Source organism: Arenibacter troitsensis (assembly GCF_900177645.1).
Lineage (GTDB): Bacteria > Bacteroidota > Bacteroidia > Flavobacteriales > Flavobacteriaceae > Arenibacter > Arenibacter troitsensis.
Genome location: NZ_FXAO01000007.1, coordinates 242,545 through 261,640, shown reverse-complemented (window position 1 = coordinate 261,640; position 19,096 = coordinate 242,545). Strand labels below are relative to the sequence as shown.

16 protein-coding genes are annotated in these 19,096 nt (G+C 41.1%); 8 read left to right on the top strand and 8 right to left on the bottom strand.

What is annotated here, in order from left to right; translation table 11 throughout:
- Positions 1-2 precede the first annotated feature (2 nt).
- From B9Y87_RS16585 to B9Y87_RS16565, 5 genes are read right to left on the bottom strand one after another with little or no spacing between them, the layout of a single operon-like run.
- Positions 3-389 carry a DUF423 domain-containing protein gene (locus B9Y87_RS16585; protein ID WP_085500086.1) on the bottom strand — a complete coding sequence of 129 codons (387 nt, stop codon included), beginning with the start codon at positions 387-389 and terminating at the stop codon, positions 3-5.
- 35 nt (positions 390-424) lie between these two features.
- Positions 425-838: a DUF2141 domain-containing protein gene (locus tag B9Y87_RS16580; RefSeq protein ID WP_085500085.1), complete on the bottom strand. Its 414-nt coding sequence runs from the start codon at positions 836-838 to the stop codon at positions 425-427.
- 33 nt (positions 839-871) lie between these two features.
- The gene (locus B9Y87_RS16575) at positions 872-1,303 is read right to left on the bottom strand and encodes a hypothetical protein (RefSeq protein WP_085500084.1); all 432 of its coding nucleotides are present in this window, start codon (positions 1,301-1,303) and stop codon (positions 872-874) included.
- 44 nt (positions 1,304-1,347) lie between these two features.
- Positions 1,348-2,169, bottom strand: a complete 822-nt coding sequence (locus B9Y87_RS16570) for a ZIP family metal transporter (RefSeq protein WP_072859938.1) — start codon at positions 2,167-2,169, stop codon at positions 1,348-1,350.
- The gene (locus B9Y87_RS16565) at positions 2,166-2,828 is read right to left on the bottom strand and encodes a metal-dependent transcriptional regulator (RefSeq protein ID WP_085500083.1); all 663 of its coding nucleotides are present in this window, start codon (positions 2,826-2,828) and stop codon (positions 2,166-2,168) included. The genes B9Y87_RS16570 and B9Y87_RS16565 overlap by 4 nt, the downstream gene beginning before the upstream one ends.
- A 79-nt stretch (positions 2,829-2,907) precedes the next feature.
- Here B9Y87_RS16565 and B9Y87_RS16560 point away from each other — a divergent pair, with 79 nt between their 5' ends.
- The 4 genes from B9Y87_RS16560 (at position 2,908) to B9Y87_RS16545 (ending at position 10,466) form a co-directional block, all read left to right on the top strand.
- Complete coding sequence (locus tag B9Y87_RS16560) at positions 2,908-5,211, top strand: TonB-dependent receptor (protein ID WP_085500082.1); 2,304 nt, start codon at positions 2,908-2,910, stop codon at positions 5,209-5,211.
- Positions 5,212-5,216: 5 nt separating this feature from the next.
- On the top strand, positions 5,217-5,705 hold the full coding sequence (locus tag B9Y87_RS16555; protein WP_085500081.1) for a thioredoxin family protein: 489 nt from the start codon (positions 5,217-5,219) through the stop codon (positions 5,703-5,705).
- 128 nt (positions 5,706-5,833) lie between these two features.
- On the top strand, positions 5,834-6,988 hold the full coding sequence (locus B9Y87_RS16550; protein ID WP_085500080.1) for a lycopene cyclase family protein: 1,155 nt from the start codon (positions 5,834-5,836) through the stop codon (positions 6,986-6,988).
- Positions 6,989-7,055: 67 nt separating this feature from the next.
- On the top strand, positions 7,056-10,466 hold the full coding sequence (locus B9Y87_RS16545) for a HEAT repeat domain-containing protein (protein ID WP_085500079.1): 3,411 nt from the start codon (positions 7,056-7,058) through the stop codon (positions 10,464-10,466).
- Positions 10,467-10,495: 29 nt separating this feature from the next.
- On the opposite strand, the gene B9Y87_RS16540 is transcribed toward B9Y87_RS16545, so the two are convergent.
- Positions 10,496-11,470, bottom strand: a complete 975-nt coding sequence (locus B9Y87_RS16540; RefSeq protein WP_085500174.1) for a polyprenyl synthetase family protein — start codon at positions 11,468-11,470, stop codon at positions 10,496-10,498.
- 160 nt (positions 11,471-11,630) lie between these two features.
- Here B9Y87_RS16540 and B9Y87_RS16535 point away from each other — a divergent pair, with 160 nt between their 5' ends.
- Genes B9Y87_RS16535 through B9Y87_RS16520 form a run of 4 tightly spaced genes read left to right on the top strand, consistent with a single transcriptional unit; the run spans position 11,631 to position 18,310 of the window.
- Positions 11,631-12,236, top strand: coding sequence for a TetR/AcrR family transcriptional regulator (locus tag B9Y87_RS16535; RefSeq protein ID WP_085500078.1), 606 nt, complete (start codon positions 11,631-11,633; stop codon positions 12,234-12,236).
- Between the two features lie 45 nt (positions 12,237-12,281).
- Entirely contained in the window at positions 12,282-13,622 is a 1,341-nt protein-coding gene (locus B9Y87_RS16530; RefSeq protein WP_085500173.1) for a TolC family protein, read from the top strand.
- A 22-nt stretch (positions 13,623-13,644) separates the two neighbouring features.
- Positions 13,645-14,814, top strand: a complete 1,170-nt coding sequence (locus B9Y87_RS16525) for an efflux RND transporter periplasmic adaptor subunit (protein ID WP_085500077.1) — start codon at positions 13,645-13,647, stop codon at positions 14,812-14,814.
- A gap of 7 nt (positions 14,815-14,821) precedes the next feature.
- Positions 14,822-18,310 (top strand): efflux RND transporter permease subunit, encoded by a 3,489-nt coding sequence (locus B9Y87_RS16520; RefSeq protein ID WP_085500076.1) that lies wholly within the window; start codon positions 14,822-14,824, stop codon positions 18,308-18,310.
- An 84-nt stretch (positions 18,311-18,394) separates the two neighbouring features.
- Here the strand turns inward: B9Y87_RS16520 and B9Y87_RS16515 are convergent, their stop codons facing one another.
- Complete coding sequence (locus B9Y87_RS16515; RefSeq protein ID WP_085500075.1) at positions 18,395-18,619, bottom strand: hypothetical protein; 225 nt, start codon at positions 18,617-18,619, stop codon at positions 18,395-18,397.
- The gene (locus B9Y87_RS16510) at positions 18,616-18,966 is read right to left on the bottom strand and encodes a toxin-antitoxin system YwqK family antitoxin (protein WP_085500074.1); all 351 of its coding nucleotides are present in this window, start codon (positions 18,964-18,966) and stop codon (positions 18,616-18,618) included. Before B9Y87_RS16510 ends, B9Y87_RS16515 begins: the two co-directional genes overlap by 4 nt.
- Positions 18,967-19,096 lie beyond the last annotated feature (130 nt).

Here is a 19,096-nt window from a genome sequence, read left to right as displayed (position 1 = left end):
TACTACACTAAATTTTGGATAAAGGAATAGAGTAATAAGGCCCACCCTATTACCAACAACAATCCTCCCAATGGGGTTATTGGCCCCAGAATCCTAATTTTCCTGCCCTTGGCCGCACTAATGGAAAGACCATAAATACTAAAGGAAAAAAGAAAGATCCCAATAATAAAACAATAGATCATAAAACGTTCCAAAGCAGTTTCGAGATTGAAGTTAAAACCTAAAACCAACAACAAAATAGCATGGTACATTTGATACTTTACGCCCGTTTCAAAGCTTTTTAATTGTTGTTCATTTAAGGACTTTTTTAGAGCATGTGCTCCAAAGGCACCAAATACCACCGCTAAAAGACCGTAAAGGGAACCCATTATATGAGCTATAAGTACCATATGACTGTTATTACAAAGTTTAAAATATATATATCCTAATTGAACTGCATCTTTAAATCCAAGTCCCTATTCAAATTAAAGGCACACTCCTTATAGCTGGGTGGTCCAAATGCCTTGATCTTGGAGTTGGAGAAGGCAACGGATTCCTTGGGAATCCCCAACCAATTTGTATCCAATTTATCGTTCCCATTTTCGTCATGAAAAATGGCAACGGCATACTCCCCGTTGGGTAGGTCCATAATCTTGAAATTGGTGGTTGCCTCTTGGGCTGCAATCCGGTCTATCTTAAAGACCTTCTCGAATTCTAAAAATCCTTGCGAGCGATTGTAAATGGCAACATTTATATTCCCCAAAGAGGACTTCACGCCCTGTACTTCTACAGAAAGACTGTATTGGGACATCCCTAAAAAAGGAAAAGCAAACAACAATAGCCAACTATATTTCTTCATGCTTATAGCTAAATCTACACCCGAATACTACATCTATTCCTTGGGCGGATTAATTTTATTGGACAAAAACTGATACATAAGATCGGTTTCGGTGCTATCGGGCATGTTTAAAAATAATTTCATGGAATCCTTATAGACCAGCCTAATCTTTTGTTGGGATAGTTTATCTACATAAACATACACCTTGTTCGTACTGAGGCTATCCTCTTTAAAAACACCTTTTTCCCTTTCCTTAACAGAGAAACCATTAATGCGCTCCATAGAAGGGATCTTTTCCACCATAGAAACACTATCCATATCGGCATACGGAATTTTTACGAAATATATTCCGGATAATATTTCCAGTTCCTCTTTTTCTGTCTTTACCCAATTTTTATAATGTGCCGTAAAAGCCAAGGCCACCACAATTATTGTGACCACAATAAGCAAGTTGAGCAACCAATGCCTTTTTTCAGTTTTTCCCATATTATTAGTGAAGATAGACGATTAATTTATAAAAATAGAACATATCAACTAAGACCAACATCCAATGCCATCATTATTATAAAACCTCCTATAAATCCCATGGTGGCAATGTCCGTATACTTGTCCTGTTGTGTTTCCGGAATTACTTCTTCCACGACCACAAATATCATTGCACCGGCCGCAAAAGACAGCGCATAGGGCAAAATGGGCTGAAAGGTAAGAACGGCCCAAGCCCCCAATACAGCGGCAATAGGTTCAACCAAAGCGGAAGCCTGACCAAACATAAAACTTTTTCTACGGCTAAGTCCCTGCCTTCTCAATGGCATGGCAACGGCAAAACCCTCGGGGAAATTCTGGAGTCCAATACCCATGGCCAAAGCCACGGCCCCACCAATCGTGGCCCCGTCAAACCCTGCGGCAACACCCCCGAACAATACCCCTACGGCAAGTCCCTCCGGAATATTGTGCAAGGTAATCGCCAAAGTCAATAAGGTGGTTTTATGCCATGGTGTTTTTATCCCTTCCTTTTCATTTTCCTTAAAATTGATATGCAAATGCGGCAAGACCTTATCCAATCCAAAAAGAAATAAAGCCCCTAACAAAAATCCAACTGCTGCCGGAATAACTTTTACAAACCCTTCCCCAGGGCTCATTTCAATTCCTGGCGCCAAAAGACTCCAGAAGCTTGCGGCTACCATAACACCTCCGGTAAAACCCAACATCCCGTCCAATACTGCCCTATTCATGGTCTTAAAGAAAAAGACCAGCGCAGCTCCCAGAGCAGTTAATCCCCATGTAAATAAGGTGGCATAAAATGCAGCCAAAATAGGGTCTATTGCCTCAAAATAATCAATAATCTCCTTCATATTCCATCATTGGCTTTAATATACAAATTAGAAGCAATGACATGTGAAATTTGCATTTTTCTGCCGTCGATCTCAATATTCAATGAACCATCAAACTCTTCTATCTCCATTACCTTTATTTGGTTGCCCAAGGCTATGCCGTTCTTATCCAGGAATTTTAAAAAGGTTGCGGATGAGTCCTTCACCCCAACACATACCCCACCAGTATTTATGGGGACTTCACTTAATAATTCCCTGTCCCTTTCCTTAAATCCACCATTTTTGTCGGGTATGGGATCTCCGTGCGGATCAAATTTTGGATATGCCAACAGCCTATCAAGGCTATCTATTAGCTTGTCACTTTTTATATGCTCCAACTGTTCCGCCACTTCATGCACCTCATCCCAGGAAAAATCCAACTTCTCCACCAAGAACACCTCCCATAGCCTATGTTTTCTAATAATCCCCAAAGCTGTTTTGTTTCCCAAGGCGGTCAATGAGACCCCTTGGTATCGCTTGTAGTTTACCAGATCTTTTTCGGACAGTCTTTTGATCATATCCGTAACTGAGGAAGGCTTGGTTTCCATGAGTTCGGCAATGGCATTGGTGGCCACTTCCTGGGTCCCCTTTCTTCCTAAATGAAAAATAGTCTTAATATAGTTTTCTTCCGAACGTGTCATTAAATACTTATTTACACAAAAATACATTTTTATTTATAAAAACAAATTTTTAGATTTGCCTAAATTATAATTTCAATTGATGAAAAATATATTGTTGGCAAGTCTCCTTGTTCCACTTTTAAACCTTTATGCGCAAACCGGAACCTTAACAGGTACGGTCATGTCCCAAGGAGAGGTTTTGCCCTGGGCTACCATACAACTCAAGGACACCCGTCTAGGTACAACTACCGATGAAGCCGGAAAGTTTGTCCTGGAGGCTCCCCTTGGCACCTATACCGTGATATGTAAAAGCATAGGATACACAACCGTGGAAAAAGTGGTTGCGCTAAACAACTCCCTTCCCTTGCAACTAAATTTTCAATTGGAAGAAGATGTTATGGGGCTGGAACAAGTGGTGGTTACGGGTACCCGGACCGACAAAAGACGGACGGACTCTCCAGTAATTGTAAATTTGATCAACAGTAAAACATTGGACAACGTGGTGGCAAGCAACCTGTCCGAAGGCCTCAGATTTCAACCTGGTCTCCGCATAGAAACCGATTGCCAAACTTGCAATTATACCCAATTGCGCATAAACGGGCTCCAAGGAGGATATTCGCAAATCCTTATCAATGGGAGGCCCATATTTAGTCCACTTACCGGATTATATGGTATGGAGCAAATTCCTGCCAATATGATAGAGCGCATTGAAATAGTCCGAGGCGGCGTTTCGGCCCTATACGGGTCTAGTGCCATTGGAGGGACAGTAAATGTAATGACCAAAATTCCTAGGCAAAATGAGTACGCCTTTACCTACACCTATCAAAATATGGGCAACGGCAGCAACGACCATCTTCTTGTTGGAAACGCAACTGTAGTAAACACCAAGAAAAATGCTGGCGCTACATTTTTTGTCAGTAAGCGGGACCGCGATACCTATGACTTTAACGGGGATAATTTTTCCGAATTACCACAGCTAAAAAACAATTCCTTTGGCACCAATTTTTTTTATATCCCTAAAGAAAACCAAAAACTGGAAGCGAGTATAAGTAGTATTAATGAATATCGCTATGGAGGCGAAATGGTAGACAAACCCGCCCACTTGGCACAGCAGTCGGAAGAAAGGACCCACAACGTACTCATGGGAAGTTTGGATTATCAGATTAATTTTAATGAAGAAAAAAGTGCTTTGATACTCTATTACGGCGGTCAATATACCGATCGAGATCATTATACGGGCATCATCCCGGACGAGGAACCAGAATTGAGCCAGTTTTATGCGGACCCTCCCTATGGCATATCCCATGTTACCACCCATCAAGGCGGGGCACAATACAATCATAGATTCAATTCCTTTTTAGGCGGCAAGAGCGTAATTACCCTTGGTTCCGAGTATGTATATGACGAGGTATTGGATGTAATTGAAGCCTATAACTATAAAATAGATCAGACCACAAGAAACCTTGGGGGATTTCTACAGAATGATTGGGATATAACTCCCGATCTAAATTTTTTATCAGGGTTTAGAATAGACCAGCACAATCTCTTGGAAAAGGCCATATTAAGCCCTAGACTCTCCTTGCTGTACAAATGGAAGAAAGAGACACAATTTAGACTCGGCTGGGGCACAGGTTTCAGGGCGCCGCAAGCCTTTGATACCGACCTGCACATAGCCTTTGCCGGAGGTGGTATTTCGCGCATCACCCTGTCCGATAATTTAAAGGAAGAACGCTCCAATAGTTTTACGGCTTCAGTAAATTACGATAAGGCTAGGGAACACTTTATTGCAGGTTTCACTCTGGAGGGATTCCATACCCATCTAAATGACGCCTTTTACCTTTTCCCATTGGGGGAAGATCAATTTGGTGAACGTTTCGAAAAAAGAAATGGCAGTAGTGCCACCGTAAAAGGTATTACCTTGGAAACAAGGGCCAATTTTGACTATATGTTACAAGTTGATGCAGGCCTTACCCTACAACAGAGCCAGTATGATGAGGCTGTAGTAAATATTGAAGGCCTGGAAGCCAAAAGGGAATTTCTAAGAACCCCTAATAATTACGGTTATGCTACCTTTACTTATACCCCTACCAAAAAATTAAGCGCCAGCGCCAATATAGTGTATACAGGTCCTATGGAACTGGTCCATTTTAGCGGGGAAGGAACTGGGCAGGCTCTGGATGAATACACTAGCTCCCCATCCTTCACGGAGCTTAGCCTAAGACTTGGGTACAGTTTTGAAATTCCCAATATTGATACTGGAATGGAAGTCTTTGCCGGGGTAAAAAACTTGACCAACGATTATCAGAAGGATTTCGATCTAGGAAAAAATAGGGATAGTAACTACGTCTATGGACCGGGAGCACCCAGGACCGTTTTTGTTGGACTAAGGATCAAATCATTGTAATAAACATGAAGAAAAAGCTGACTATATGGATGTTCGTTTGTCTATTTCACGTTGTCTCCAGTATTACATATGCCCAAGCAAATAATGCAATACAATGGATCAGCTTTGAACAATTGCACGATTCCCTAAAAGTGCATCCAAAAAAAGTATTTATCGATTTTTATGCGGATTGGTGCGCCCCATGCCTAAAAATGGATGAAATTGCCTTTAAAGACCCCAAGGTAATCCAAAAACTCAACAACGACTATTATGCCGTGAAGATGAATGTGGAAACAACGGACACCATTGTTTTTGGGCAACAAAGTTTTATCAATAAAAGGGCCAATAAACGCAATCCAGTACACGAAATCCCCCTTCTTTTAGCCAGTAGAAAAGACGCTCCCTTTACCTTGCCCGCCATGGTTTTGATGGACTCCAAATTTAATGCCCAAGCACGTTATTTCCAGTATCTGGATGCAGAACAATTGCTGGCTATACTGGAAAAAATGCCATAACCTAAACCAATTTTTTACCTTTCAAGGAAATGTATGTTCTATAAATAGAATTCGTATTTTTGGAAATATCCCCTATATGGATATTTCATCATTACTTAACCCAGCATTATTCCGTGTCAATAGAGACCATGTCCAAGGCCACATACGATTATATAATTATTGGTGCCGGTGCTTCCGGTCTGCTATTGGCCGACGCCCTGGGAAAGGATAGTTTCTTTTCGGAAAAGTCCATTCTTTTATTGGACAAGGACTTGAACAAACCCAATGATCGCACCTGGTGTTTTTGGGAAAAGGGCAAGGGTGAATTCGATACCATACTACACAAAACCTGGAATCATATTTTGGTGGCAGATGATACCTATTCCAATCGTATGTCCATTGACCCTTATACCTATAAGATGATCAGGGCCTTGGATTTTTACAAGGCCTACCGGACAAAAATCAATGGGTATGCCAACATCACTTTCTTGGAAGCGAATGTTGTCCACATAGAGGAGAGGGATGACCAAGTAATTGTAGACACGGATTCCCATTCATTTATCGGTAAAAAAGTATTCAATAGCATATTCAACTACAAACCTCTTTTGCAACAAAATAAATACCCGGTCCTTCAGCAACATTTTATTGGCTGGTTTATAAAATCTGACAAACCTGTTTTTGACAGTCAACAGGCCACTTTTATGGATTTTTCCATACCACAGAAAGGTAACACCCGGTTTATGTATGTATTGCCCTTTTCTGAAACGGAGGCCCTGGTGGAGTATACTTTATTCTCCAAAAATCTGCTCCCTGCCCATGAATATGAAGAAGCCATAAAAGACTACCTAAAAGATGATCTAAATTGCCAACAGTACGAAATATTGGAAAGGGAAAAGGGAAGCATCCCCATGAGCTGTTATGATTTCAATATTCACAACAGTAAGAATCTTATGCACATTGGGGTTGCCGGCGGATGGGCCAAGCCCAGTTCCGGCTATACTTTTATGCGGACACATCAAAAAACAAAGAAGCTAATACCCTTTATAAAAGAGAATAGACCTCTAAACACCTTCTTTAAAAAGGATCGCTTTTGGTTTTACGACCTCCTTTTGTTGGATATTCTATTTAAGGACAACAATAAGGGGCGATTAATTTTTGGGCAATTGTTCAATAATCGTACTCCGCAAAAAATCTTTGCCTTTTTGGATGAAAAATCTACCATATGGCAAGACCTAAGTATAATTTTGGCATGTCCCAAAAAAGAGTTTATCCAAGCCTTTGTACGCAGGATATTCTTAATTTAACAGACAATATTTTAAAATACTGATATATACACGTATATTTTACTCCTCTTAAGACCAATATAAACCCATGCGAAACACTATCTCCTTTAGACTTGCACTATTAGTTTCCCTTTTTGGGATTTTCGCCATTTCTTGCGACAAAAAACCCAAACAACCACAAGAACCTTTGCTGGTTATAAAAGAGGATACGACAACTGCTCGGACTAGATTTAAGGAAATAAGGGAAAGCGTTCCCGCCCAAGTTGCTGACGGATTGACACTATCCTTATGGGCTTCGGACTCTTTGGCTCCCGATCCGGTGGCCATGTCCGTGGATGATGAGGGCAATATATACCTTACAAGGACCAATCGTCAGAAGAACTCCGAATTTGATATTAGGGGGTTTAGGCATTGGATGACACCGTCCATCGCTCTACAATCCGTGGAAGATCGAAAAAAATTCTTACATGAAACCTTCGCTACTGAAAAAAGTTCAGAAAACGAATGGTTAAAGGACCTCAACAAAGATAGTATACATGATTGGAAGGATCTTACGGTTCAAAAGGAAGAAATTTGGAAGCTGGAAGACCAAAATGGAAGTGGTATAGCCAACGTTGCCACAAGAATCCTTAATGATTTTCACGATGAAGTATCGGACGTGGCCGGGGCATTATTGGTTCGGAAAAATGATATGTTCGTGGGTATTGCCCCGGATATGTGGAGAGTTACCGATGAGGATGGTGATGGCATTATGAGCGATAAAACTTCCATTTCCCATGGTTATGGGGTACATATAGGTTTTGGAGGTCATGGAATGTCGGGCGCCATTGAAGGTCCTGATGGAAGAATATATTGGGGTATTGGTGATATAGGTGCCAATATTACTACGGCAGATGGGATACATCATAAATACCCGAATCAAGGGGTTATTGTTAGATCCAATCCGGACGGAAGTGATTTTGAGGTTTTTGCAGCCGGGGTCCGTAACACCCACGAATTTGTCTTTGACGAATATGGCAATATTATTACGGCAGACAATGATGGGGATCACCGTGGGGAGAGTGAACGCTTGGTTTATATTGTGGAAGGTTCCGATGCAGGATGGCGCTCCAATTGGCAGTATGGCAAATACACCGATCCAAAAAATAATGGGTACAACGTTTGGATGGATGAAAAGCTATATGTCCCACATTGGGAGGGTCAGGCCGCTTATATTATTCCTCCAATAATGAATTTTCACAATGGCCCCACAGGAATGGCATACAATCCGGGAACTGCCCTAGGAAAGGAATGGAGAAACAAATTTTTCCTGGTAGAGTTTGTCGGCAATCCAAGTAGATCCCATATTTGGAGTTTTGACCTAAAACCTAAAGGTGCCTCTTTTGAATTGAATAGCGAGCAGGATATCCTAAGCGGAATTTTACCAACGGGAATCCGTTTCGCCCCGGATGGCGCACTGTATATTGCCGATTGGATGAATGGATGGGACACCAAAAATTACGGTCGGGTCTGGAAGTTGGATGTGGCACAGAACAAGAACGACTTAGAGGCCGAAAGAAAAGAGACAGAGCGACTTATGACTCTGGATTATACAGATCAAAGCGAGGATAAATTGACCCCATTTCTTTCCTACCCGGACATGCGCATCCGTCAAAAAGCACAGTTCGAATTGGCCAATAGGGACAACAAAGGGTTACAAGCCTTTACCGAAGCTATTGCACAAAAGCAAAACCAATTGGCCAGGGTACATGGTATCTGGGGAATTGGGCAGTTGGCAAGAAAAAATTTGGAAAGGGCCCAATCACTAATGGGTCTTTTAAAGGATGGTGATGCGGAAATAGTGGCACAGGCCGCCAAAACCTTGGGCGATGTAAAATACAATAATGCAGGGAAGGATTTAATTTCCTTACTTGAACACGACAATGCCCGTGTCCGTTTCTTTGCAGCCCAGGCCTTGGGCAGGTTAAAGGACAAAAATGCCATTGAGCCCCTTCTAAAAATGTTGGAAACCAATAATGACGAAGACCTCTATCTAAGACATGCTGGGGTACTGGCATTGTCAAGAATAGGGGAAGTTGACCCAATTGTTGCCTTGGCCAAAAGCGAAAACAGAAGTTTGCGCATAGCTGCGGTATTGGTATTAAGACGTCTACAGCATGAACAATTGACTTTATTTTTACAGGACCAGGATGAATATATAGTAACCGAGGCAGCTAGGGCCATCAACGATGACTGGTCTATTGAACCCGCCCTACCTGCTTTGGCTTCATTGCTGAAGGAGGAAAAATACACTTCAGAGCCTTTATTGCGCAGGAGTATAAATGCTGCCCTTAGAGTTGGTGGAGAACAAGAACTGGACTTGCTAATCAACTTTGCAAAAAGGGCATCCGTTTCAAGTAATCTTAGGGGCGAGGCATTGGCAGCCATTGGTACTTGGGCCTCCCCTTCCGTTCTGGATAGGGTAGATGGCCGCTACAGGGGCGAGATCAATAGGGATGCCATTGTAGTAAAGCAGAAGATAGAAAAGTATATTCCCAACTTCCTAAAGGATAAAAATCCGGATATTTTGGTGGCTGCAGCTAAGGCCCTAAGCTCATTGCAGATCGAAGGCTATAATGCCCAATTGGCACAGATCATGAAAAACCATGCTTCCCCAGAGGTACGTTCGGCCATGTTGGCGGCGCTAGGGGATTTGAATTATTCCAAAATAGAGGAGGCAATGAGGATAGGCATGGCGGATAAGGATAGTGATGTACGTACCGTGGCAGTCGGATTGGTAACACAGGTAGATCTCCCCAAAGAAAAGCTCCCTGCTATTGTGGAACCTATATTTAAAAGTGGATCCATAGTAGAGCAACAGAAAATGTTGAGTGTCCTGGGAGAAATGCCCCTAGAAAAAAGTAAGGACGTTTTAATCTCCCTAATAAAACAGGGGAACGACAAAAAACTTTCCAACGGGGTCATTTTAGATTTAACAGAGGCTGTAGAGGCTACCAAATCGGATGAGCTAATTTCCCAATTGGGGATTTTGAAAGCCCATGGAGATGGGCTGGAAGCCTATACGGAAACCCTAAATGGAGGTAACAGACGGGCGGGTTATCAATATTTCAACACCAATTCCGCCGGACAGTGCGTTAGATGCCATGCCCTTGGTGGTGCAGGCGGAGCTGTGGGTCCGGCCTTGGACAATATAGGTGACATTTTGAGCAGGGAAAAGCTCCTTGAAGCCTTAATAAACCCTAGTGCACGTTTATCACCAGGTTATGGAATGGTTACCGTTACCCTAAAGGACGGACAAACAGTTACAGGAATATTGGAAGAGGAAACGGAGGATGAACTAATACTAAAAACTTCAGATGCGGAACCCATGGAAATTGCCTTGTCCAGGATAGACAAAAGACAAAATATGGCCTCTGGCATGCCTCCCATGGGAACTGTAATGTCCAAAAGGGAAATTAGGGATGTGATAGAGTTTTTGGCCAATTTAAAAAAGAATTGACCCAAACTAAAATAATACTTTACACCTCCTTAAACCTCGCGATTCATTAAGGCAGTGCCAAACTGCCTTAATAGGTCGCTCTTCCCAGGTTCCAGTTTAAGCATTTCCAAGGTTGTGAAGGCCCTATCGGTATAACTTTTTATTTCTTCGATAGTTCTGGATACTGCTCCAGTTTCTAGAAATAATTCCTTTACCGTGCTTATTTTGTCCTTGGCGTTTTTGGGCTTAATGGAGTACAAGTGTTCCAACTCCTGAGCCTGTTTTGGGGTTCCCATTTCCAAGGCCTTCAAATACAAATAGGTCTTTTTGTTTTCAATAATATCGCCTCCAACCTGTTTCCCAAAACTCTCGGGATCCCCAAAGGCATCCAAATAATCGTCCTGTAATTGAAAGGCAATACCTAGATTCTTTCCAAAGTCATATATTAAATCTTGCAAATCGTCTGGTTTCTCGGCAATTATGGCTCCCATTTTCATGGCCGCTGCTACCAATACTGCAGTTTTATTTTGGATCATGATCAGGTATTCCGGAATAGTAACATCTTCCCTATTCTCAAAGTCCACATCGTATTGTTGCCCTTCGCAGACCTCTAAAGCAGTTTGACTAAACACCTGCAACAATTTCTTAAAAATCATGGCAGGGTAACTTTCCAATAATTGATAGCTGTATATCAACATGGCATCCCCTGATAAAATACCAGTATTCAGGTCCCATTTTTTATGCAACGTCTGTTTCCCTCTCCTTAAGGGGGCCTCATCCATAATATCATCATGAACCAAAGAAAAATTGTGAAATACCTCTACCGCCAAAGCAGCATCCAAAGCCTTTTTATAATCGCCTCCAAAAATATCAGTGGTCATCAATGTTAACACAGGCCTTAATCGTTTCCCCCCTAAATTCAATATATAGGAAATTGGCTGATAAAGATTTACAGGTTCCTTTATTTTCACTTTCTGCTCCATATGGGCCAAAAACTGGGACCTATACTGTTCAATACTATGCATAACGGCAATTTTCTTCAAAAATACATTAAAAGAAATCACCTACCATAGGGAAACAAGATACGATGCAAAAAGTAAGTAATCGACTAAAGTGTTAAGAAAACGTAAAACTTAGGAAACTTTTTTTGTTTTATAAGTTTCCACGATTATCTTTGCGGCCTCTATGAAGGAAAAAATTTTAGAAAAAGCAACGGATATGTTTTTGAACCTTGGGTTCAAAAGTGTTACCATGGATGATTTGGCGAATGAAATGGGGATATCAAAAAAAACGATCTACACCCATTTTGAGAACAAAACCAAGTTGGTACAAGAATGTACTTTCGGCCTATTGGATAGGATTAATCTTGGGATAGAATTAATATGTTCCAGCGGCAAGAATCCTATTGAGGAATTGTACGACATTAAAAAGTTTGTCATTTCACAATTGAAGGATGAAAAATCTTCCCCCCAATACCAGTTACAAAAATACTATCCCAAAATTTTCGACAACACTAGCAAAAAGCAATATGAGCTTATGCAGGAATGTACGGTAGACAATATCAAAAGAGGTTTGGAAATGGGCATTTACAGGGAAAACTTAAACGTTGAATTTGTATCCCGGATCTATATTTCCGGCGTGGCCAGTATTAAGGACGAGCGCTTTTTCCCGCAAGGCAATTTTTCTGCAAAGGAACTACAGGATTATTTTCTTGAATATCATTTGCGAGGAATTGTAACACCTAAGGGAAGAAAGATACTAAACGATATAATCAATTCTACGCAAGATTAATTAATAAGTTAAATGACCGAATTAAAAAACTATAAAGCCAATTTTATGAAAAACAGTTTTTTAGCACTATTGATGCTATTTACAGCAACTTGGTCCTACGCCCAGGAACAAACTTATAGTTTCACCCTAGAAGAAGCCATTAATTTCGCCATAGAAAATAATTATGGGGCCATTAATGCGGACAGAGATCTTTTGGATGCCCAAAAGCAAAAATGGGAAACCATTGCCACCGGACTACCCCAAATAAGTGGTGCCGTGAGCTATCAAAACCAATTAAAGCAGCCTGTTTCCCTGTTACCAGGTGAATTGGCAGGGCAGGAACCAGGAACCTTTATCCCTATAGTCTTTAGTCAGCCACAAACTGCAAGTGCCACCGCTACCTTGAAACAGCAAATTTTTGATGGATCCTATATCGTGGGCATTCAAGCCACAAAGGCTTTTATTGCCTACAGTAACAACAACAAGGAAAAGACCGAATTGGATGTTCGTAAATCGGTAGTGGAAGCTTATGGTAATGTGTTGTTATCCCAAGAAAGTATTGCCATACTTGAAAAGAATAAGGCCAATTTGGAGAAAAATTTATATGAGACACAGAAACTTTTCGAAAATGGTCTTGGCGATGAGGAAAGTGTGGAGCAATTGCAGATTACCCTATCCTCGGTAGAAAATCAGTTAAAGAACTCCTTACGCCTTCAATCCATAACCCTTCAGATGCTAAATCTGATTATGGGCCTGGATATAGATGCTCCTACCACTTTAAAGGAAAATCTGTCCGATCTGGCCCAGGAGCAAATTCGCCTGGATCTATTGGATGAAGATTTGGTCATGGACAACAATATAGATTTTAAAATAGTGGACAATTTAAACCAACAAAGGGAACTGGAACTTAAGTTACAGAAAAGTTTGGCCTTGCCAACCTTGAATGCCTTTATAAATTACGGTAGTACTTCCTATAGCGACAGGTTTAATTTTTTGGGCAACGATTCCGAATGGTTTGATTCCTCCATTCTGGGATTCGACCTTAGCATCCCCATTTTTAGTTCTTTAGGAAGGAGTGCCAAGACTGCAAGGGCAAAAATTGCACTTGAAAAAGCGAGAACACAAAAATCCGAAACAGAACAAAGTATTAAACTACAACACCAAACAGCCAAGAGCAACTACCTCTTTTCCATTGAGCAGTATAATACGGCAAGTGAAAATTTGGCTTTGGCGGAACGTATTGAAAAGAAGAACGAAATAAAATACACAGAAGGACTTGCCACCAGCTTTGAGCTGAGACAGGCACAAACACAACTCTATGATGCACAGCAGGAATACCTGCAATCCATGGTAGAGGTAATAAACAACAAAACAGCCTTGGAGACGGTACTGAACAGCAAATTATAACATCAACCTAGAAATTAAAACTATGAACAAAATACTTCAAATATTCGTATTGGGAACCTTAATGGTTTCTTGTGGAAGCGATAATCAAAAAACAGTAGACGACCTTATATCTGCAGGGGACCTTAATGCCTTGCGCACTAAAAAAGGTGAGCTCTTCGAGAAACAAAAAGTATTGGAATCTGAAATGAAAAAACTGGATTCGGTAATTGGATCAATGAGCGGAAATGAAAACCTTCCCTTGGTAACCACAATTATAGCCAATCCCAAAAAATTTGATCATTTTCTGGATTTACAGGGAGACGTAAAAACAAAGCAAAATGTACTGATCTATCCGGAAATGCAAGGCGTATTACAAAAAGTCTATGTAAAGGAGGGACAAGAAGTGACCAAGGGTCAGATCTTGGCCAGCATAGATGATGGTGGTATGGGCAGCCAACTGGAACAATTAAAAACCCAGGCACAATTGGCAAAAACTACCTTTGAGCGTCAAAAAAGATTGTGGGAGCAAAAGATAGGTTCGGAAATTCAGTATTTACAGGCAAAGACCAATTATGAAGCTAGCGAAAATTCCGTTAAACAAATGGAAAGTCAGTTAGGAAAATCCACAATTAGGGCACCATTTTCAGGAATTATAGACGATGTTATCAAGGACCAAGGAACAGTGGTTGCCCCTGGTCCTGGATCCGAAATTTTCCGTATAGTAAACCTTTCGGATATGTACATTGTAGTGGAGGTGCCGGAAACCTATTTGGGAAGTATAAAAAATGGGAAGGAAGCCAAAGTATATTTCCCTGTGTTAGGTGATAGTATTATGACCAATATTAGACAAACAGGAAACTTTATTAATCCTGGCAACAGATCATTTACCGTAGAAATACCTGTGCCCAACAAGACAGGTACCATTAAGCCCAACTTAAGCGCCAAAGTACAATTGAACGACTACAGTAGTGATAATGCCATTCTTATACCGCAAAGTATAGTATCCGAAAATGCCGATGGAGAGCAGTACGCCTACGTGGCCGAAGAACTAAATGATGAAAACGAAGCCATAGTAATGAAGAAAATCATTACCACTGGTAAGACCCAAAATGGTTATGTGGAAGTTCTTTCAGGAATCAGCAATGGAAACCACATTATCAAAGAGGGTGCTAGAAGCGTAAAAGATGGTCAAAAAGTGAAAGTTTTAAACTAAAGAGTCCATGAGCAAACTACAAAAAAACGCAGACAAAGAATTTAGTTTATCGTCTTGGGCAATAGATAACCCGTCGGTTATCTATGTAATGATCGGTATCTTCCTATGGATCGGTTTTTCCTCCTATATGGCCATGCCCAGGGAAGACTTTCCAGAAATCATAGAAACCAAAATATATATCAGTACCCCCTATCCTGGTAATACAGCGGAGGATATTGAAAGGTTGATAACAGATCCTTTGGAGGATGAACTAAAGAATATCAGCAATGTGGTGGAAATTATTTCCACTTCACAGGAAGATTATTCCATCATCACCGTTGAGTTCGACGAAGAAATTACGGTGGAAGCGGCAAAACAAAAGGTAAAGGACGAGGTTGATGGCGAGAAAGCCAGTGAGGATTGGCCCACCTTCAACGGCGCCAAGGTAGAACCCAACGTGTTCGACCTAAATTTTTCCGAGGAAGTCCCCATAATGAACATCAACTTCACCGGCGATTATCCGGTAGAAAAATTAAAGGAATATGCGGAATACCTTCAGGACGAAATTGAAAATCTCCCTGAAGTAAAAAAAGCCGATATCCGTGGAGCCCAGGAAAAAGAAGTGGAGGTTGCTGTAGATGTCTATAAAATGATGGCGGCCAAGGTTAGCTTTGACGATGTAATGCAGACCATTGGCAATGGTAACATGACCATGTCCGCAGGAAATCTAAAGATTGGCGGCCAACGCCGTACCATTCGTATATTGGGCGAGATAGAAGATCCCAATCAACTTAACGATTTTGTGGTAAAATCAGACAATGGGGCAGTGTATTTAAAAGATATTGCGACCGTTTATTTTGACGAAAAGGATAAAACTACCTATGCCAGGGAATTTGGGGAAAGCGTTGTGATGCTCGATGTTAAAAAGCGTGCAGGCCAAAATGCCATATCGGCATCCGACCAAATTAAGGAAATAGTAAAGACCACCAAGGCCAACTATTTCCCTCCCGATCTTCACATTTCCATTGCCAATGATTCCTCTACAAGAACCCTTAACCAGGTAGATGACTTGGTCAATAATATCATTTTCGGAATTATATTGGTGGTTGGGGTCCTAATGTTCTTTTTAGGGTTCCGAAACGCCTTGTTCGTTGGTTTTGCCATACCCATGTCCATGTTTATGTCCTTTATGATCCTTTCCTGGTTGGGCTATACCTTGAATACCATGATTCTATTTGGAATGATCATGGGATTGGGAATGTTGGTGGATAATGGTATCGTTGTGGTAGAGAACGTGTATCGTTTAATGGATGAGGGAATGCCCCGTATTGAAGCAGCGAAAAAGGGAATCGGTGAAATAGCCTTTCCCATTATTATTTCCACGGCTACCACTGTTGCGGCCTTTGTTCCACTTGGGCTATGGCCTGGAATATTTGGACAGTTTATGATCTATTTTCCAATCACCTTATCGGTAGTATTGGGATCCTCCCTGTTTGTGGCCATATTTATGAACTCCATGTTGGTATCCAACTTTATGGATACCGATGAAAAGGAACTGACTAGAAAACAGCTAATTCGTATCAGTATTGTTTTGGGCGGACTTGGGCTATTGATTTTGTTGTTCGGTGGAGCTATGAGGGGCTTGGGCACGGTTATGATTTTAACGGCGGCCATGTTTTGGATTTACAAATATGTACTGAAGAAATGGGCACTGCGCTTTCAGAAAAATACCATGACCCGCATTGAAAACTGGTATGAGAAAAGATTGATACATGCATTGAGGGGGAAAAATGTATACTGGTATTTTGGAATTACGACTATGCTTTTGGTAGTGGTGTTTATGCTTTTCGGCATGTCCGTAGGCAGTGGGAGAACCAAAATAGAATTCTTCCCGGACAACATCCCCAATGAAATATACGTCTATATAGAATACCCTGAAGGCACCGCCATAGAGAAGACCAATGCAATTACCCTGGATATTGAGAAAAAGGTCTACGGCATTGTCAATGACCAGGCATATTTTCACAATGGGGAGAACTTTATTGTTACCACAGCCGTATCCCAGGTGGGTGAAGGCGCCGGTAATCCTTTGGCAGATGGAGGTTCTTCGGCCGAAATGCCCCATAAGGGTAAAATTACGGTCAATTTCAGTGAATTTAAATATAGACGGGGAGTCAACACCGAGGACATCCGTGCCAAAGTTCAGGCCGGCCTAAGCGGCGTATATCCCGGGGTAGCCATTTCCGTTGAAAAAGAGGCCAATGGCCCACCGGCCGGTTATCCAATTAACATTGAATTGGAAGGTAAGGATTACGACCAATTGATCAATACGGCCGAGGATATCAGAAACTTTATCAACACCAAAAATATCGCCGGTATAGAAGAAATAAAAATTGACGTAAACAAGAGCAAGCCTTCCATGCAAGTGGCGGTAGACCGTAAAAAGGCAGGTGAACTAGGGGTCTCTGTTGGCCAAGTGGGGAACCAATTGCGAAGGGCTCTGTTTGGTGAAAAAGCCGGTGTATATAAGGAAGATGGGGATGATTATGATATCAATGTCCGTTTTAGCGAAGATTTAAGATATAATAAAAGCGCCCTTTTCAACCAAAATATCATATTTAGGGACCAATCTACGGGTAAAATCAAGGAAATCCCTATTTCCGCTGTGGCAACAGAAAGAAATACATCGGCCTTTAGTGCTATTAAACACAGGGACAACAAACGTGTGGTTACCGTCTATTCCGGGCTTCAGCCTGGGTTTACCGATGCGGCGGCCATTGTTGCCGAGATACAAAAGGAAATGGAAGAATTCAAAAACCTTCCTGACGATATCAAAATAGACTATACGGGGCAAATAGAGGAACAGAACAAACAAATGATGTTCCTTGTAGGTGCATTTTTCACCGGTTTAGGCCTTATTATGTTGATATTGATATTTCAGTTTGGTGGTATTTCCAAGCCATTGATCATAATGATTGCCATTTTCCTAAGTTTTATTGGGGTATTTGGAGGGCTAATGCTTACCGGATGGTCTTTTGTGATCATGATGACGATGATGGGAATAATTTCCTTGGCTGGTATTGTGGTGAACAACGGAGTGGTTCTATTGGATTACACCCAGATTTTAATTGATCGTAGGAAGGTAAAGCTAAGTATGGATGATAAAGCCCTATTGACAAGGGAAGATGCTACAGAAGCGATCATTAAGGGTGGAAAGGCCAGGCTAAGACCAGTACTACTTACAGCCATCACCACCGTATTGGGCTTGATTCCTCTAGCAATTGGTTTAAATATCGATTTCTTTGCCCTATTTTCGGAATTTAATCCGCATATATACATTGGTGGAGACAACGTGGTATTCTGGGGTCCTTTGGCCTGGACGGTAATCTTCGGGTTGATAGTGGCCACCTTCCTAACCTTGATCATTGTTCCTGTACTATTTAATATTACCTACAGGATGAAAATAGCCATAAGGGGCATTGGTAAGCCAAAAACTGAGAAAGTTGTAACTGCCTAGGTTATTTGCAACCAAATCTAATAGGAGCCTGTTTTAATAAAACAGGCTTTTTTTTGCACTATACCTGTACTTATTCTATCAATTCTAATATCCTGTTGGAGAAATACCCAGGTTATTATCGGCTCCGTAGCCATTATGGAAAACTATGTCTATGGCAATACCTATACATTGGATTTTGGAAGCAAAATTATAGTCCATATACTTTTCCCTTATACGAATAATGTGCTCGTTAACGGATTCCGGTAAGATCCAAAACAAAAAAACCCGGCGATATTCGCCGGGTTTCCTATTGAAAAATAATTTTATCATTTATTGATCGCTAACTGACCTTCGCTATTCCATTCGGTAACATTGGCAATTTTACTGTCAACAAAATCTACTTCTTTTAATTTTTTGGCATCCCAGAAAAACCATTTCCCAGTTTTCTTACCTTCGGCATATTCACCCATGGCTATTTTCTTTCCATCTTCACCAAACATCTTCCATTCGCCATGCAGTTTTCCGTTTAGGAAATGTCCCTCTTGGGAAACTTCCCCATTGTCATGGAAATAAGTCGCCTTTAACATTTCACCATCTTGTTCAAAAACAGGTTTTATATCTTGTGCGTTGATTACAACTGCAAATATTAGTGCAAAAACTAGTGTTATTCCTTTCATTTTATTTGGGATTTTATGTTTATCTATTAACTCTTAACGAATTAAAGATACATATATTTTACGAAAAAGAAACCTTTAGTTAACATTAAATTTACATTGAAACATTAATTACTTGTCTTTGAGAGGTTTA

What these genes read in the sequence shown, in the direction of transcription:
- B9Y87_RS16585 (WP_085500086.1), bottom strand. Translation starts at nt 389, where the DNA reads ATGGTACTTATAGCTCATATAATGGGTTCCCTTTACGGTCTTTTAGCG.
- B9Y87_RS16580 (WP_085500085.1), bottom strand. Translation starts at nt 838, where the DNA reads ATGAAGAAATATAGTTGGCTATTGTTGTTTGCTTTTCCTTTTTTAGGG.
- B9Y87_RS16575 (WP_085500084.1), bottom strand. Translation starts at nt 1,303, where the DNA reads ATGGGAAAAACTGAAAAAAGGCATTGGTTGCTCAACTTGCTTATTGTG.
- B9Y87_RS16570 (WP_072859938.1), bottom strand. Translation starts at nt 2,169, where the DNA reads ATGAAGGAGATTATTGATTATTTTGAGGCAATAGACCCTATTTTGGCT.
- B9Y87_RS16565 (WP_085500083.1), bottom strand. Translation starts at nt 2,828, where the DNA reads ATGACACGTTCGGAAGAAAACTATATTAAGACTATTTTTCATTTAGGA.
- B9Y87_RS16560 (WP_085500082.1), top strand. Translation starts at nt 2,908, where the DNA reads ATGAAAAATATATTGTTGGCAAGTCTCCTTGTTCCACTTTTAAACCTT.
- B9Y87_RS16555 (WP_085500081.1), top strand. Translation starts at nt 5,217, where the DNA reads ATGAAGAAAAAGCTGACTATATGGATGTTCGTTTGTCTATTTCACGTT.
- B9Y87_RS16550 (WP_085500080.1), top strand. Translation starts at nt 5,834, where the DNA reads ATGTCCAAGGCCACATACGATTATATAATTATTGGTGCCGGTGCTTCC.
- B9Y87_RS16545 (WP_085500079.1), top strand. Translation starts at nt 7,056, where the DNA reads ATGCGAAACACTATCTCCTTTAGACTTGCACTATTAGTTTCCCTTTTT.
- B9Y87_RS16540 (WP_085500174.1), bottom strand. Translation starts at nt 11,470, where the DNA reads ATGCATAGTATTGAACAGTATAGGTCCCAGTTTTTGGCCCATATGGAG.
- B9Y87_RS16535 (WP_085500078.1), top strand. Translation starts at nt 11,631, where the DNA reads ATGAAGGAAAAAATTTTAGAAAAAGCAACGGATATGTTTTTGAACCTT.
- B9Y87_RS16530 (WP_085500173.1), top strand. Translation starts at nt 12,282, where the DNA reads ATGAAAAACAGTTTTTTAGCACTATTGATGCTATTTACAGCAACTTGG.
- B9Y87_RS16525 (WP_085500077.1), top strand. Translation starts at nt 13,645, where the DNA reads ATGAACAAAATACTTCAAATATTCGTATTGGGAACCTTAATGGTTTCT.
- B9Y87_RS16520 (WP_085500076.1), top strand. Translation starts at nt 14,822, where the DNA reads ATGAGCAAACTACAAAAAAACGCAGACAAAGAATTTAGTTTATCGTCT.
- B9Y87_RS16515 (WP_085500075.1), bottom strand. Translation starts at nt 18,619, where the DNA reads ATGATAAAATTATTTTTCAATAGGAAACCCGGCGAATATCGCCGGGTT.
- B9Y87_RS16510 (WP_085500074.1), bottom strand. Translation starts at nt 18,966, where the DNA reads ATGAAAGGAATAACACTAGTTTTTGCACTAATATTTGCAGTTGTAATC.